At 72.5% G+C, this 14,873-nt stretch carries 13 protein-coding genes; 5 read left to right on the forward strand and 8 right to left on the reverse strand.

Going from position 1 to position 14,873, the window contains the following annotated elements:
• Positions 1 to 3: 3 nt before the first annotated feature.
• From ETU37_RS22500 to ETU37_RS22515, 4 genes are read right to left on the reverse strand one after another with little or no spacing between them, the layout of a single operon-like run.
• A complete protein-coding gene (locus ETU37_RS22500; RefSeq protein WP_129989662.1) occupies positions 4 to 762 on the reverse strand; it encodes an ABC transporter ATP-binding protein in 759 nt (252 codons plus the stop codon).
• Positions 762 to 2,639 carry a branched-chain amino acid ABC transporter ATP-binding protein/permease gene (locus tag ETU37_RS22505; protein WP_129989664.1) on the reverse strand — a complete coding sequence of 626 codons (1,878 nt, stop codon included), beginning with the start codon at positions 2,637 to 2,639 and terminating at the stop codon, positions 762 to 764. The genes ETU37_RS22500 and ETU37_RS22505 overlap by 1 nt, the downstream gene beginning before the upstream one ends.
• A 49-nt stretch (positions 2,640 to 2,688) precedes the next feature.
• Complete coding sequence (locus ETU37_RS22510) at positions 2,689 to 3,573, reverse strand: branched-chain amino acid ABC transporter permease (RefSeq protein ID WP_129989666.1); 885 nt, start codon at positions 3,571 to 3,573, stop codon at positions 2,689 to 2,691.
• Positions 3,573 to 4,820, reverse strand: coding sequence for an amino acid ABC transporter substrate-binding protein (locus ETU37_RS22515; protein WP_129989668.1), 1,248 nt, complete (start codon positions 4,818 to 4,820; stop codon positions 3,573 to 3,575). The genes ETU37_RS22510 and ETU37_RS22515 overlap by 1 nt, the downstream gene beginning before the upstream one ends.
• 155 nt (positions 4,821 to 4,975) lie before the next feature.
• Between ETU37_RS22515 and ETU37_RS22520 the strand changes: the two genes are divergently transcribed.
• Positions 4,976 to 6,556 (forward strand): phytoene desaturase family protein, encoded by a 1,581-nt coding sequence (locus ETU37_RS22520; protein ID WP_129989670.1) that lies wholly within the window; start codon positions 4,976 to 4,978, stop codon positions 6,554 to 6,556.
• On the opposite strand, the gene ETU37_RS22525 is transcribed toward ETU37_RS22520, so the two are convergent.
• The 4 genes from ETU37_RS22525 to ETU37_RS22540 are packed head-to-tail and all read right to left on the reverse strand — an operon-like array spanning position 6,553 to position 10,905.
• Complete coding sequence (locus tag ETU37_RS22525; protein ID WP_129989672.1) at positions 6,553 to 6,963, reverse strand: hypothetical protein; 411 nt, start codon at positions 6,961 to 6,963, stop codon at positions 6,553 to 6,555. The two genes, ETU37_RS22520 and ETU37_RS22525, sit on opposite strands and share 4 nt — an antisense overlap.
• Complete coding sequence (locus ETU37_RS22530) at positions 6,960 to 7,391, reverse strand: hypothetical protein (protein WP_129989674.1); 432 nt, start codon at positions 7,389 to 7,391, stop codon at positions 6,960 to 6,962. Before ETU37_RS22530 ends, ETU37_RS22525 begins: the two co-directional genes overlap by 4 nt.
• 57 nt (positions 7,392 to 7,448) lie before the next feature.
• Positions 7,449 to 8,723 (reverse strand): dihydrolipoamide acetyltransferase family protein, encoded by a 1,275-nt coding sequence (locus ETU37_RS22535; protein WP_129989676.1) that lies wholly within the window; start codon positions 8,721 to 8,723, stop codon positions 7,449 to 7,451.
• Between the two features lies 1 nt (position 8,724).
• On the reverse strand, positions 8,725 to 10,905 hold the full coding sequence (locus ETU37_RS22540) for an alpha-ketoacid dehydrogenase subunit alpha/beta (protein WP_129989678.1): 2,181 nt from the start codon (positions 10,903 to 10,905) through the stop codon (positions 8,725 to 8,727).
• 185 nt (positions 10,906 to 11,090) lie between these two features.
• Between ETU37_RS22540 and ETU37_RS22545 the strand changes: the two genes are divergently transcribed.
• From ETU37_RS22545 to ETU37_RS22560, 4 genes are read left to right on the forward strand one after another with little or no spacing between them, the layout of a single operon-like run.
• Positions 11,091 to 11,663: a VOC family protein gene (locus ETU37_RS22545; RefSeq protein WP_129989680.1), complete on the forward strand. Its 573-nt coding sequence runs from the start codon at positions 11,091 to 11,093 to the stop codon at positions 11,661 to 11,663.
• A complete protein-coding gene (locus tag ETU37_RS22550) occupies positions 11,660 to 12,331 on the forward strand; it encodes a GntR family transcriptional regulator (RefSeq protein WP_129989682.1) in 672 nt (223 codons plus the stop codon). Before ETU37_RS22545 ends, ETU37_RS22550 begins: the two co-directional genes overlap by 4 nt.
• A complete protein-coding gene (locus tag ETU37_RS22555) occupies positions 12,328 to 12,795 on the forward strand; it encodes a (2Fe-2S)-binding protein (protein WP_129989684.1) in 468 nt (155 codons plus the stop codon). Before ETU37_RS22550 ends, ETU37_RS22555 begins: the two co-directional genes overlap by 4 nt.
• Positions 12,792 to 14,864 carry a molybdopterin cofactor-binding domain-containing protein gene (locus ETU37_RS22560; protein ID WP_129989686.1) on the forward strand — a complete coding sequence of 691 codons (2,073 nt, stop codon included), beginning with the start codon at positions 12,792 to 12,794 and terminating at the stop codon, positions 14,862 to 14,864. Before ETU37_RS22555 ends, ETU37_RS22560 begins: the two co-directional genes overlap by 4 nt.
• Positions 14,865 to 14,873 lie beyond the last annotated feature (9 nt).

Here is a 14,873-nt window from a genome sequence, read left to right on the forward strand (position 1 = left end):
CCGCTACGGGGTCACGGGGGCCTCGGGGGTGACGCTGCCGGGGGTGGGCGTGACCGTGCCGCCGAAGTACATCTGCGCGATGTCCTCGTCGTCGAGGATCGCCTGGGCGGCGCGCTGGGTGACCACCCGACCGGACTCCATGACGATGCCGTCGGTGGCCATCCGCATGCCGAAGCGGACGTTCTGCTCGACGATCAGGATGGTCTTGCCGCTCTCCTTCATCAGCATCACCGACTCGTAGAGCGTCTGCAGCGCCTTGGGGTCGAGGCCGAGGGACGGCTCGTCGAGGAGCAGCAGCACCGGGTCGAGCATCAGCGACCGGGCGAACTCCACCATGCGGCGCTGGCCGCCCGACAGGTTGCCGGCGCTGTCGTGGCTGCGGTCGGCGACGATCGGGAACAGCTCGGCCACCTGGTCGTAGCGCTTGCGCACCAGCGAGCGGTCGCGGCGGATGATGTAGGCGCCCATGAGCACGTTCTCGCGCACCGTCATGTTGGGGAACAGCGCGTTGGACTGCGGCACCTGGGAGACGCCCTTCTGCAGGATCTGCGCGGCGTCGAGCCGGTCGATCCGGTCGCCGAGCAGGTGCACCTCACCCAGCCGTGGGGTGAGCAGCCCGCTGACGGTGCGCAGCACCGTCGACTTCCCGGCGCCGTTGGGCCCGACGATGCAGGCGACCGCGCCCTTCTCGACGCTGATGTCGACGCCCTGGAGGACGTCACCGCCGCCGTACCCGGCGACCACTCCCTGGAGGGTCAGCATCAGGACACCGCCTTCCTGGGCTTGGCCGGCTCGACCCGGAAGTCGTCGCCGAGGTAGGCGTCGATGACCGCCGGATCGCGCTGGATCTCGTCGGGCGTGCCGGTCGCCATCGTCCGGCCGCGGGCGAGCACGTTGATCGGGTCGCACAGGCCGAGCACGAACGGCATGTTGTGCTCGACGATGAGGAACGTCTTCCCGTAGGAGTTGAGCTCCCGGATCATCTCGCCCATCCGCTCGATCAGCACCGGGTTGATGCCGCCCGCGGGCTCGTCGAGCAGCACCAGCTTGGGGTCGAGCATGAGGATCTGCGCGAGCTCGACGAGCTTCTGCTGGCCGTAGGAGAGCGCGTGCGCCCGCTGGTCGCGGAAGGCCCGCATGCCGACGAACTCCAGCAGCTCCTCGGCCGCGGCGGCCTCCTTGCCGCTGACCGCGATCCGGCCGAGCTGGCCGACCGAGAACGACCGCTGCACCGCGACGACGTTCTCCAGCACGGTCATCTCGCCGAACAGCCGGGTGATCTGGAAGGTGCGGCCGAGACCGGCGTGCGCGCGCTTCCACGGCGGCGTGCCGTCGAGGCGCTTGCCGTCGAAGACGATCGTGCCGCTGTCGGCCCGGATGGTGTCGGTGAGCAGGTTGAACACCGTGGTCTTGCCGGAGCCGTTGGGACCGATGAGGCCGGTGATCGACCCCTCGGGCACGGTGAACGAGCAGTCGTCGACGGCCTTGAGCCCGCCGAAGTGCTTGGTGAGGCCGGTCACCTCGAGCAGCGGCCGGTCGGGGATCTGCGACCGGTCGACGACCTGCACGCGGTCGGTGAGCGAGGCGAGGCTGCCGCCGGTGCCGATGCGCTGGCCGACGAGCCCGGCCTTGCCGCGGGTACGGCGCCGCTCCAGGAACGACTCGATGGCGGGCAGCAGGCCCCTGGGCAGGAAGATCACGACCAGCACGAGCAGGCCGCCGAAGAGGAACAGCCGGGTGTTGCCGCCGCCGAGGTTGTTGTTGGCGATCTCGTTCAGCGGCTCGATCAGGAACGCGCCGACGACCGGTCCCCACAGCGTCGCCTTGCCGCCGATCAGCAGCGACAGCACGATCTGCACGCTGATCAGGATCGAGAACATGCCGCGCGGGTCGATGAACGTCAGGTAGTAGCCGTAGACCGCGCCGGCCATGCCGACGAAGACCGTGCTCGCCACGAACGCGAGGATCTTCTCGGTCGGCAGCGCGATGCCGATGGTCGCGGCCTTCGTCTCGTCCTCGCGGATCGCGATCAGGCCCATGCCGAACTTGGTGCGCCGGATCCACCAGGTCATCAGCAGCTGCAGCGCCAGGATCACGACCAGCGCGTAGTAGAAGGGCCAGTTGATGATCTCGCGGTCCCAGGTGGGCAGCGGCAGGGTCAGCCCGGCCGTGCCGTTGGTGAGCGAGACCCAGTTGACCGCCACCACCTGCACGAGGAAAAGGAACGCGACGGTGATGATCACGAACGACGGGCCGCGCGAGCGCAGCGACACGAAGCCGAGCACCAGCGCGACCAGCGCCGCGACGACGCCGGCGACCGGCACCCACAGCCAGGGGTTGGTGTCGGGGAACCGGGTGGCGAGCACGCCGATGGTGTAGCCGCCGAGCCCGATGAACGCGCCCTGCCCCAGCGAGACGTAGCCGGCGAAGCCGGTGATCACGTTGAGCCCGCTGGCGCCGACGGCGAACACCAGCGAGAGGATCACCATGTTCTGGTAGTAGGCGTCGTCGCTGAGCACCGGGTACAGCAGGAGCAGCGCCGCCCCGAGAGCGGCGACGGCGCGGCCGATCCACAGGGGCGACGTCCACCGCGAGGACGCGGCGGCGGGCGCGGGAGCGGCGGAAGCGGCGGCGTTCACTCGGGGTCCCCGCGGAGGTGCGAGCGCAGCGAGCAGCTTCGTGGGGTGATCATGCTGGAACGGCGTCCTCACGGAGTCGGGAGCCCAGGAGGCCCTGCGGACGGATGAGCAGCACGGCGAACACGATGGCGTAGGGCACCGCCGTCGCCCACGAGGGCGACACGTAGGCGGCGGTCATCGTCTCCGCGACGCCGAACAGGACGGCGCCGAGGACTGCTCCGTTGAGGCTGCCCATGCCGCCGAGCACGACGATCGCGAGCAGCCGGGCGATCCACTGGTAGTGGGCGCCGGGGACGAACGGGTAGAGGATGCCGGTGATCGCGCCGCCGGCGCCCGCGGCGGCGATGCCGATCGCGAACACGAGCGCCGCCACCGAGCCGATCTTGATGCCGACCAGCTCGGCCCCGGCCGGGTTCACCGCGCTCGCACGGATCGCCCGGCCGAGCCAGGTCTTCGTCAGCACCACCCACAGCACAGCCAGCACCAGGACCGCGACCAGACCGCCGTACACCTGCGCCTTGGGCAGGAACAGGTCGCCGACGATGAACGACTCGTTGCCGTACGCCGGACGGATGGCGGTCGAGTTGTTCCCCCAGATCGTGCCCATCACGGCCTCCAGCACGAGCGCCAGGCCGAAGGTCAGCAGGACCGTCGACGCCATCGGCGCGGTGCGGATGGGGGCCACGAAGAGCTTGTAGGTCACCCAGCCGACCACGAAGATGACCGGCGTCGTGATGACGATCGCGAGCAGGGGGTCGATCCCCAGCCCGCTCCACAGCGAGTAGGTGATGAAGGCCGCGAGGATCAGGAACGCGCCGTGCGCGATGTTGATCACCCGCATGACCCCGAAGATCAGGGTCAGGCCTCCGGCCGCGAGGGCGTACACACCGCCGAGGAGCAGGCCGAGGACGAGGTTCTGGACCAGCTGTTCCATCAGCCGGCGCCTCCCGGGCTCCAGCCGGCCTCGATCTCGGCCGTGGCGGCGTCCTCGGGGAGCACGATCTCGGCCTTGCCGTCCTGCCACTGGCCGATCAGGAACTCACCCTGCGGAGCGCCGGTCTCGTCCCACGAGAGCGGACCGAGGATGGTCTCGACCTCGTTCGCGTGCAGCCAGTCGGCGAGCGCCTGCTGGTCGTCGATGCTGCCCACGGCCTCGACGGCCGCCTGCAACACCTGGGCCGCGGCGAACGCGTCGGCGGCGTCCTCCGGGACGGCGCTCGTGCCGAACATCTCCTCGTACTTCTTGACGAACTCGGCGTTGCCGGGGGTGTCCGCCTCGGGCGAGTGGCTCACGGCGTAGATGATGCCCTCGGTGTTCTCCTCGCCGATGCCCTCGGTGAACTGGTCGCCGAACGACGGGGCGTTGGTCTGGAAGAACATGTCCGGGGTGAAGCCGGCCTTGAGCATCGAGCGGGTCATGCCGATGCCGTCCTCGAACTGCGCACCGTTCACCACCAGGTCGGGGTCGGCGTTCTTCATCGCGTTGACGATCGTGTCGAAGTTCTTGGTGTCGATCGCGTAGGTCTCCTGGTAGACCGTCTCGACGCCGGCCGGCTCGAGCATCGCGCGGATCCCGTCGACGACGGGGCCGGCGAACGGGTCGTCCAGCGTCGGGTACGCCGCGGTCTTGGGCCGCTGGTCCTCGGGCAGGCTCGCCACCCACTCGGCGAAGACCTTGCCCTGCTTGTCGGCCGTGGCCTGCTGGGCGAAGAAGAGGTACTGGTAGCCGCGACTGAAGATCTCGGGCGAGCCGCCGGCCGGCTCGACGTAAAGCATCTGGTTGCGCTCGGCCACGGAGGACGCGGGCAGGTTCAGCAGCGACGAGAACGTCCCGAGAAGGAGGTCGACCTTGTCCTGGCTGATCAGCGCGTTGTAGTCGGCGACGATGGTGTTCTGGTTGGAGGCGTCGTCCTTGACGACCAGCTCCACCTGGCGGCCGAGGAGGCCGCCCTCGTCGTTGATCATCTTCTGCCAGACCTCGTAGCCCTCCTTGGCGGCCTGGCCCGGCTGGGAGAACTCACCGGTCAGCGGCAGCGACGTGCCGATCTTGATCGGCTCCGACGACTGCTCGCCACCGTCGCCGTCGCCGCTGGAGCCACCGCCACAGGCGGCGAGGGCGAGCACGAGCGCACCGCCCAGGGCAGCGGCTTTCCACCCGCGCCGGGTCGAGAGTTGCGACATCTTTCCTCCTCGGGGATCCGCAATCGATTGCGGTTAGCCGCAGTCTTGTGAGTGGCGCCACACTCTGTCAAGCACCCAGCGACAACGAATTGAGCAACCCATCGGGTCCCGTCGGGCTATTGCAAACGAGTGCAGGACTGGTGCAGATTACGGCCATGCCCGACCAGCCCGTCGCCGACCCGCCACCGCTCCCCGACGAGGTCGAGGTCGTCGTGATCGGCGCCGGCCACAACTCGCTCGTCTGCGCCGGCTACCTCGCCCGCGCCGGCCTGGAGGTGCTCGTGCTCGAGGCGTCCCCGACGTACGGCGGGAACACCCGGACCGAGCCGCTGACCCTGCCCGGCTTCGCCCACGACTCGTGCTCGAGCGCGCACGTCCTGATCCAGAACAACCCGCTGATCCGCGACGACGAGCTCGACCTCGTGGCGCGCTACGGGCTCACCTACCTGACGACCGACCCGGCGGTCGTGATGCCGCTGCCCGACGGCGACACCCTCGTGATGCGGCCCGACCTGGAGGCGACCGCCGACGAGCTGGCGCGCTTCTCGCCCGCCGACGCCCGGCAGCTCACCGCCATGATCGGCGAGTGGCAGGACGGCCTGGCTGCCGCGCACGGTCGCTGGAGCTCGAACCTCCCTCCCGGTGACGACGACGTGGCCCGGCGCTACTCCGCCCTGCGCTCGCGCAGCGCGTGGGACGTCGTGCACGAGCGGTTCGAGCACCCGGTGGTCCGGGACTTCGTGCTGTGGCTGGCGATGGCGACGATCCAGGACCCGCGCCGCCCCGGCACGGGCTTCCTGCCGTCGTCGCTGACCGCGGGACGGCTGTCGTTCGGGTGGACCACGCCGGTCGGCGGCAGCCAGGCGCTCCCCGACGCGCTGGTCCGGCTGCTCGAGGACCACGGCGGCCGGGTCGCCTGCTCCTCCCCCGTCGCCGCGATCGAGGTCGGCAGCGACGGCGTGCGCCGGGTGCGGACGGCGGACGGCCGCTCGGTGGCGGTCACCGGCGCGGTCGTCGCGGGCGGCCACCTCCAGCAGCTCGCCGGCATGCTCGAGGGCGTCGACGTCCCCGCCGACCTCGCGCGTGCCCGCGACGCCTGGCGGCCCGGGTTGTCGGTGTTCGCCGTGCACGCGGCCCTGAGGGACGACCTGACCTTCGGCTCGGCGGGCATCCGCAGCACGGCGGCCGGCTTCGGCACCGCCGCCGGGTACGCCGCCCAGGTGGACGCCCACGAGCGCGGGGAGTGGTCCGTCGACGACCCGTGGCTGCTGGTCGTCGACCAGACCGTGGTCGACCGGTCGCGGGCGCCGGCGTCGGGTGGCGCGACGTTCAAGATCCTCACCATCGCGCCGTACACGCTGGCCGACGGGCGCGACTGGGCCGACGCCAAGCACGAGCTCGGCGAGCGGCTGATCGGGATCGTCGCCTCTCGCGCGGGCGGCCTCGGCGACGGCGACGTGCTGACGTGGCGCGCGGAGTCCCCGGTCGACGTGGCCGCGCACAACCCGCACAACCTCGGCGGCTCCTGCCACGGCGGCGAGTTCCACTGGCCGGGCGCCGACGTCGACGTCGTCGCGGGCTGGCCGAGGTACACGACCGACCTGCCGGGGCTCTACCTGACCGGCGCGACGACGCACCCCGGCGGCTCGGTGTCCGGCCGGCCCGGCCGCAACGCCGCGCGCGCCGTGCTGTCCGGGCTCGGCCTCGACCCGGCGAAGGTGATGGGCCCGACCTAGACCAGCCGCGGCCGGATCGTCCCGCCGGCGAGGACGGCCCCTACGACCGGCCCCGCGACGAGGGTCAGGACCGGGTGGTCGGTCGTCACGGACAGGACCGTCCACGTGAGCAGGCAGGCGGCGACCCCGACGACCGGCCCGAGCACGCGGTGCCCGCCGCCGAAGTGCCGCACCACGAGCGCGGCGGGCAGCAGGCTCAGCGCCACGGCCGCGACGGCACCGCCCAGCCAGAGGCCCACGAGGGTGGAGAGCGACACGGTGTCGTCGGTCGCCATCGCGACGGCGTACACCACCGCGGCGGACAGCACGGCGAGCGCGCTACCGACCACCGTCGCGAACAGCGCGCCGACCGCGACCGCGGTCGTGCCCACACCGCGCCAGCGCCAGCTGGTGTCGGTGTCCCTCATGCGACCGGCTCCGGCGCCGGCGCGGGTACGCCGACCGGCCGACGGATCAGCAGGCCGAGCACGAGGACCTCGACGACGGCAGCCACGAGCGTCCCGGCCGTGAACGTGCCGGTGACGCCGCCGACGAACCCGGCCACCGGCAGCCCGGCGCAGACGGCGGCGAACGGCCCGAGCACCGGGTGCGCGCCGCGGAACGACCGCACCACGACCATCGCGGGGACGGACGTGAGCGCGGCGGTCAACGGGATCGCCGCGCCGAGCAGGAGGAAAGGCCCGGCGTGGCCGAGGTCGAGCCCGGTGGCGCCCACCAGCTCGCCCAGCAGGAGCAGGACACCGAGACCGCCGAAGCCGCCCAGCAGGTAGCCGGCGACGAGGCTCGCGGCGACGGCGAGCGTCGCGACCAGCCACCATCTCCGCGTAGTGCCCATCGGACCCCCTTGCGAGGACGGTAGTCCGCCTGGGGCCGTCCGCGCACCGGTTCGGGGTCAGGCGAGGATGCGGACCGGGTGCTCCAGCAGGTCGACGAGCGCCCTCATCCACTGCGCGGCGACGACGCCGTCGACGGGGCGGTGGTCGACCGACAGGGTCAGCCGGAGGACCTTCCCGACCGCGAGCGCGCCGTTGACGACGACCGGCTCCTCGGTGACGGCGCCGACGGCGAGGATCGCGGCGTGCGGCGGGTTGATGATCGCGGCGAACTCCTCGGTGCCGTACATCCCGAGGTTGGTCACGCTCATCGAGCCGCCCTCGAGGTCGTCCTGGCGGAGCTTGCCCGTGCGGGCGCGGGCGACGAGGTCCCGGACCTGGGCGGCCAGCGCGGTCACGGTGAGGCTGCCGACGTCGCGGACCACCGGGGTGAGCAGGCCACGCTCGGTCGCGACGGCGACCGCGAGGTCGACGGTCGAGAACCTCCGGATCGCGTCGTCGGTCCAGATGACGTTCATGTCGGGCACGGCGACATGGGCCGCGGCGGCGGCCTTCACGACGAGGTCGTTGAGCGACACCTTCTGCTCGCGGCCCTCGTTGACCTCCGCGCGCAGCGCGACCAGCGCGTCGGCCCGGACGGTCGCGCGCAGGTAGAAGTGCGGCGCGGTCGTCTTGCTCTGCGTCAGCCGGGCAGCGGTGGCGCGGCGGATCCGGGAGTGCGGCACGTCGTCGTACGGCGCGCCCGCGGGCGGTGCGGCGGCGGGGGCGAGCGGTGGGGCGGGCGTCGCGGCGCGCGCGGCGACGGCCTTCTCGACGTCGCGGCGCAGGATCCGCCGGCGCGGGCCGGTGCCGTCGATCTCCTCGACCGGGATCCCGGCGTCCTTCGCGAGCCGGCGGGCGAGCGGGCTGGCGAAGACCCGGCCATTGGTCTCGACAGGCTCGACCCGCCGGGACTGCTCGACCAGCCGGGACGGCTCGACCACCCGGGGAGCGGGGTCGGGCACGTCCCGCCGCTCCGGCACGACCGCGTCGGCCGGCGACGTCTCGGCGACGCCGAGCTCGGCCAGCAGCGCGGCCAGGTCGGCGACCTGCTCCCCCGGGTCGCCGAGCACCGCGATCGGGGCGCCGACCTCGACCTGGGCGCCCGGCGGGACGAGCACCTTGAGCACGACGCCGGGCTCCTCCGCCTCGACGTCGACGACGGCCTTCTCGGTCTCGACGGTGGCGATCGTGTCCTCGGCGGCGAACGACGCGTTCTCGGCGACGGTCCAGTCCGACAGCACCGCCTCGGTGGCGTTGGCCGCGACCTCGGGCATCCGCAGCAGGCGGGCCACGTCAGTACCTCGCGATCTCGTCGAGCGCCGCGACGACCTCGTCGGCCTGGGCGATCGCGGCCCGTTCGAGCACCTTGCTGATGCTCGGCGACGCCTCGCCGCCCGTGACCCGCCAGACCGGCGCGTCGAGGAGGTCGAAGAACCGCCGGGTGATCTCGTCGGCGAGCCAGCCGCCGTACGACGTGCCGACGGCGCCCTGCTCGGCGATCAGCACGCGGTTGGTCTTCTCGATGCTGGCCTCGATCGTGTCCCAGTCGATGCTCGCCCGGTCGAGCCAGCGCAGGTCGATCACCTCGGCGTCGAGCTCGCCGTAGCGCTCCACGGCCTCGAGGACGTACGGCACCATCGCGAGGTAGCTGATCACCGTCACGTCGGAGCCCTCGCGCCGGACCGCGGCCTTGCCGACCGGCAGGCAGTAGTCGAGGTCGTCGACAGGGCCGGGCCCGGTGGCGTTGTAGAGGTCGACGTGCTCCAGCACGACGACCGGGTCGTCGAGACGGAGCGCGGTGTTCATCAGGCCGACGTAGTCGTACGGCGTGGTGGGCGCGACGATCCGCCAGCCGGCCGAGGTCGCGAAGACGCCGGCCGGGTCCATCGAGTGCTGGGAGCCGTAGCCGGTGCCCATCGCGACCTTGCTGCGCAGCACGAGCGGCACCGCGCCGTCGCCGCCGAACATGTGCCGGGCCTTGGCGATCTGGTTGAACAGCTGGTCGGCCGCGACCCACATGAAGTCGGCGTACATGAACTCCACGACCGGCCGGAACCGCCCGTCGATCGCGATGCCGCCGGCCAGGCCGGCGAAGGCGTTCTCGGCGATCGGGGTGCCGAGGACGCGGCCGGGGAACCGGTCGGGCAGCCCGCGGGTCGCGCCGTTGGTGCCGCCGTTGAGCCGGTGCACGTCCTCGCCCATCACGACGATGCGGTCGTCAGTCTCCATGCGGCGACCCATGACCGCGGCGACGGACTCGATGAGCTTCGTGTCCTGCACGGCGACGGCGTGCCCGGCCGGGTCGACGGTCGGAGCGTCGTCGAGCTCGGAGAGGTCGCCGCGCACGCCGACGTCGACGTACGACGGGTCGGGCCACTCCTCGGCGCGGATCTGGCGCTCACCGGGCTTCCCGCCGGGCTTGGGCTCGAGCAGCACGTCACCGATGGACGCCATCGTGGCCTTGGCGATCTCGACGCTGCGCGCGAGCTCGTCGCTGGTGAGCAGCCCACGTCGCTCGAGGTGCGCGGCCGTCAGCGCGAGCGGGTCGCGCTCGCGCCACTGCTTCTCCTCGTCCTTGCCGCGGTAGCCGAACGCGCTGCCGGGGAAGCCGCCGTTCTGGTGGAAGAAGCGGTAGGTGTCGGCCTCGACGAGCGTCGCGCCCTTGCCCGACCGCATATGCGCAACGGCCTCGCTCGTCGCGAGGTACGTCGCGAGCGGGTCCATGCCGTCGACCTTCCAGCTGGCCAGGCCGAACCCGGCGCCGCGCGCGGACAGCCGCGGCTCGCCGGTGGCCTCCTCCACGTTGGTGGAGACGGCGTAGCGGTTGTTCTCGACGAAGAAGCAGACCGGCAGCTTCCACGCGGCCGCGAGGTTGAACGACTCCAGGGTCGAGCCGATGTTGATCGCGCCGTCACCGAAGTACGTCACCGACACCGCGTCGGTGCCGGCCTGCCGGTGCGACCACGCGAAGCCCGCCGCCTGCGGGACGCCTCCGCCGACGATGGCGTTGGTGCCCATCGCGCCGGCGTCCTTCCACTGCAGGTGCATCGAGCCGCCCCGGCCGTGGCTCCAGCCGCGGTCGAGCCCGCAGATCTCGGCGAGCGTGCGCAGCAGCACCTCGCGGACCTCGTCGGTCGGCTCGGCGAGTGGGTCGAGCAGCTTGGGCTCGACGTGGTGCAGCGCCTTGGCGAGGAACTGGTGGTGCCCGCGGTGCGAGCCGTTGACCGAGTCCGCGCTGGTCAGCGCGAGCACGGACCCGACCGCGCCGCCCTCCTGCCCGATCGAGGAGTGCGCCGGCCCGTGGATCAGGCCGGCACCGGCGAGCTCGAGGACGTACTCCTCGAACGTCCGCACCCACACCAGCTGGGCGTGCATCGTGCGCAGCAGGTCGGGGTCGGCGGCGTCCCAGTCCTCCTGGGTGGCGACGACCTCGACCCAGGGGGCGTCGGGGACGAGCCGGCGGTGCTCGGGCATGGGACTCCCTCGGGTGGTCGGCTTCCGGGTGGTCGAGCCTGTCGAGACCTCCACGATGGCACACCATTGGATCCAATGTCGAGAGATCGGCCCGGGCCGTCGACACAAGCACGGCGATGTGCTTCAGTGGTTGGATCCAGTACGCCGTACCGACGAGGTACCCAGCGACGACCAGGAGGACGTGCATGGGGCTGCCCGGGATGCGCCGGATTGACCACGTCGGGTTCACCGTGCCGGACCTCGACGCCGCCCACGCCTGGCTCGTCGACGTGCTCGGCGCGGAGTACCTCTACGCGCTCGGGCCGTTCGCCCACCCCGACGAGGACGACGACTGGATGGCCACCCACCTGCGCGTGCACCCGCGCGCGACGATGCGCAACCAGTGGTACCGCGTCGGCGGCGAGACGATGTTCGAGGTCTTCGAGTACTCCTCCCCCGACCAGCGCGACGCGATCCCCCGCAACAGCGATGTCGGCGGCCACCACGTGGCGCTGTACGTCGACGACATCGACGCCGCGCTCGAGCACCTGCGGGCGCACGACGTCGAGGTGTTCGACGGTCCGACGGCCAGCAAGGGGCCGGCCGAGGGCAACCGGTGGATCTACTTCCGCGCGCCGTGGGGGCTGCAGATGGAGCTGGTCTCCTACCCGGGCGGCAAGGCGTTCGACCGGCACGGGGCGGTGGAGACCTTCGAGACGGCTCGTTCCTCGCCTCCTCAGGAACCCCTTGTCGAGACCACTGGAGGATCGGGCACGTGACGCAGACGATCGAGGTCCCCACGGGTGCGGCCAGCGCCCGCATCGCCGGCCGGCTGCGCGACGAGATCCTCCGCGGCGACCTGCGCCCCGGCGACCGGATCCGGCAGGAGGAGGTCGCCGAGCGGTTCGGCGCGAGCCGGCTGCCGGTGCGCGAGGCGCTGCGCATCCTCGAGGCCGAGGGCCTGACCGAGCACGAGACCCACAAGGGCGCGCGGGTGCCGCGGCTGTCGCAGCACGAGGTCGAGGTCATCTACCAGATGCGCGAGCGGCTCGAGCCCCTCGCGCTCGCCGAGAGCATCGCCGCGCTCACCGACGGCGACGTCGCCCGCATCGAGGAGGTGCAGCAGCACATCGAGGCCGACGGTGACGGCATCGACGTCGCGCGCTTCCTCGAGCTCGACCGGGAGTTCCACATGGCGACCTACTCCGCCTGCGCGATCGACCCGCTGATGTCGAACGTCCGGCGGCTGTGGAACTCCACGCAGCACTACCGCCGCGCCTTCGTCGCCCTCTCCGGTCCCGGCCGCATGTGGGTGGTCAACGCCGAGCACCGGCTGATCCTCGACGCCGTCGAGCGCCGCGACCCGGTCGACGCCGAGCGGTACCTGTCCGGCCACATCCGGCGCACCCGCATCGAGCTGGCCAAGCACCCCGAGGTCTTCGGATGACGACACCCTTCACGGTCAACGGCCGCGACGTCACCGTCGACGCCCAGCCCGACACGCCGCTGCTCACCGTCCTGCGCGAGGACCTCGGCCTGCTCGGCAGCCGGTTCGGCTGCGGCCTCGGCCTGTGCGGCGCGTGCTTCGTGCGGCTCGACGGGCACGTCGTACCGGCGTGCGACACCCCGCTGTGGCAGGCCGAGGGCAAGGACGTCGTCACGGTCGAGGGACTCAGCGAGCCGGGACACGCGCACCCTGTCCAGCAGGCGATCCTCGACCGGCAGGCCGCGCAGTGCGGCTTCTGCATCAGCGGCATCGTCGTCAACGCCGCCACCCTGCTCGACGAGCAGCCCGACGCCGACGAGGAGGACGTCGTCGCGGCCCTCGACCGCAACCTCTGCCGCTGCGGCGTCCAGCGGCGCATCGTCGACGCCGTGCTCGCGGCGCGGTCCGGAGCGGCCTCGTCGTGACCACCACCGAGCCCCTCCGCACGGTCGACGTACCTCCGCACGTCGCGGACAACCCCCGCCTCGGCCAGTGGATCTCCTTCCCCGACGACCTCTCGCCCGACGCCGTCGGCGTCCGCATCGGCAAGGTCGAGCTGGGCCAGGGCATCGTCACCGCCCTCGCCCAGGTCGCCGCCGACGCCCTCGCCCTTCCGGTCGCGCAGGTGCGGATGCTCAACGCACACACGGGTCTCGGCCCCGACGAGGGACTCACCGCGGGCAGCCTGTCGATGGTGCAGGCGGGTCCGGCACTGCGGTACGTCGGAGCCGTCGTCCGGGACCTCGTCGCCCGGGTCGCCGACGACCACCCCGGCGCGTCCTTCGTCGACGTCGCACGCACGCTCGACCCGGCAACCGACCTCGCGACGTGGGAGCCGCGCACCGACCAGCCGCCCGTACGGCGCGTCGTCGGCACCGACCTGCCGCGGCTCGACCTGCCCGACAAGGTGCTCGGCCGGCCGCGCTACCTCGCCGACCTGCGCCCGGCCGGGCTGCGCTACGGCCGCGCCCTCCGCCCACCGTCCTTCGGCGCAACCCTCGTGGACGTCGACGCGGCGAAGGTCGAGGGGCTGCAGCTCGTGCGCGACGGGTCGTTCGTCGGCGTCGTCGCCGCCACCGAGGCGGAGGCCGACGCGGCTCTGGTCCGGCTGCGCGAGGCGACGACCTGGGACGAGCGGGACCTGCTGCCCGACGAGCACGACCTGACCACGTTCCTCAAGGCTGGTCCCCACGACGACATCCCGGTCCTCGACGAACCCGACGCCCCCGCACCGACCCACACCGCGACGTACACCCGCCCCTTCCTCGCGCACGCGTCGATCGCGCCGAGCTGCGGCCTCGCCCGGTGGAGCGACGACGGAACGACCGTGCACGTGTGGAGCCACAGCCAGGGCATCCACAACCTGCGCGCCGCGATCGCGACCTCGCTCGGCCTCGACGCGGCGGCCGTGACCGTCGAGCACGTCGAGAACGCCGGCTGCTACGGCCACAACGCCGCCGACGACGCCGCCTTCGACGCCGTCCTGCTCGCCCGCAGCGTGCCCGGCACCGCTGTCCAGGTCCGCTGGAGCCGGCGCGACGAGCTCGCGTGGGGTCCGCTGGCGTCCGCGATGGTCGCCGACCTCTCTGCGACGCTGGCCGGAGGCCGGGTCACCGGCTGGCGGCACGACGTGTGGAGCCAGGGGCACAGCAGCCGCCCCGGCTACGGCGGGGGAACACCCGGCCTGCTCGCCGGGCAGCACCGCGCCGACCCGGACCCGTCCCCCGCGGCCGGCGACCCGCCGCCCGACCGGGGTGGCGGCACGACCCGCAACGCCGTCCCGATCTACGACGTCGGCCCCCGCAGCATCGCCGGCCACCGCCTCAGCGCGTCGCCGCTGCGCACCTCGGCGATGCGTGCGCTGGGCGCGTACCTCAACGTCTTCGCGATCGAGTGCTTCATGGACGAGCTGGCCGAGCAGGCCGGCACCGACCCGGTCGACTTCCGGCTCGCCCACCTCGCCGACGAGCGGGCCCGGGCCGTGATCGAGCGCGCCCGCGACGGGTCCGGCTGGGGCACGCCCCTGCCCGACGAGACCGGTCGCGGCATCGGCTTCGCCCGCTACAAGGACCGCGGGGCCTGGTGCGCGGTCGTCGCCGAGGTCACCGTCGACCATGAGGTCCGCGTGCGCCGGCTGACGATCGCCGTCGACGTCGGCCTCGCCGTCAGCCCCGACGGTGTCCGCAACCAGATCGAGGGCGGCGCCACCCAGGCGACGAGCTGGACCACCAGGGAGCGGGTCCGCTTCGACCGGCGCCGGGTCACCAGCGACGACTGGGAGACCTACCCGATCCTGCGGTTCAGCGAGGCCCCGCTGGTCGACGTGCACGTCATCGACCGGCCCGACCAGCCGTCGCTCGGCGCCGGCGAGGCCGCCCAGGGCCCGACCGCCGCCGCCATCGCCAACGCCGTGCACGCGGCCCTCGGGGTCCGCGTCCGTGACCTGCCCCTGACCGCCGACGCGGTCGTCCGAGCCATCGAGCAAGCCGAGTAGAGGAGCCCC

It is taken from the genome of Nocardioides iriomotensis (assembly GCF_004168035.1).
Classification (GTDB): domain Bacteria; phylum Actinomycetota; class Actinomycetes; order Propionibacteriales; family Nocardioidaceae; genus Nocardioides_B; species Nocardioides_B iriomotensis.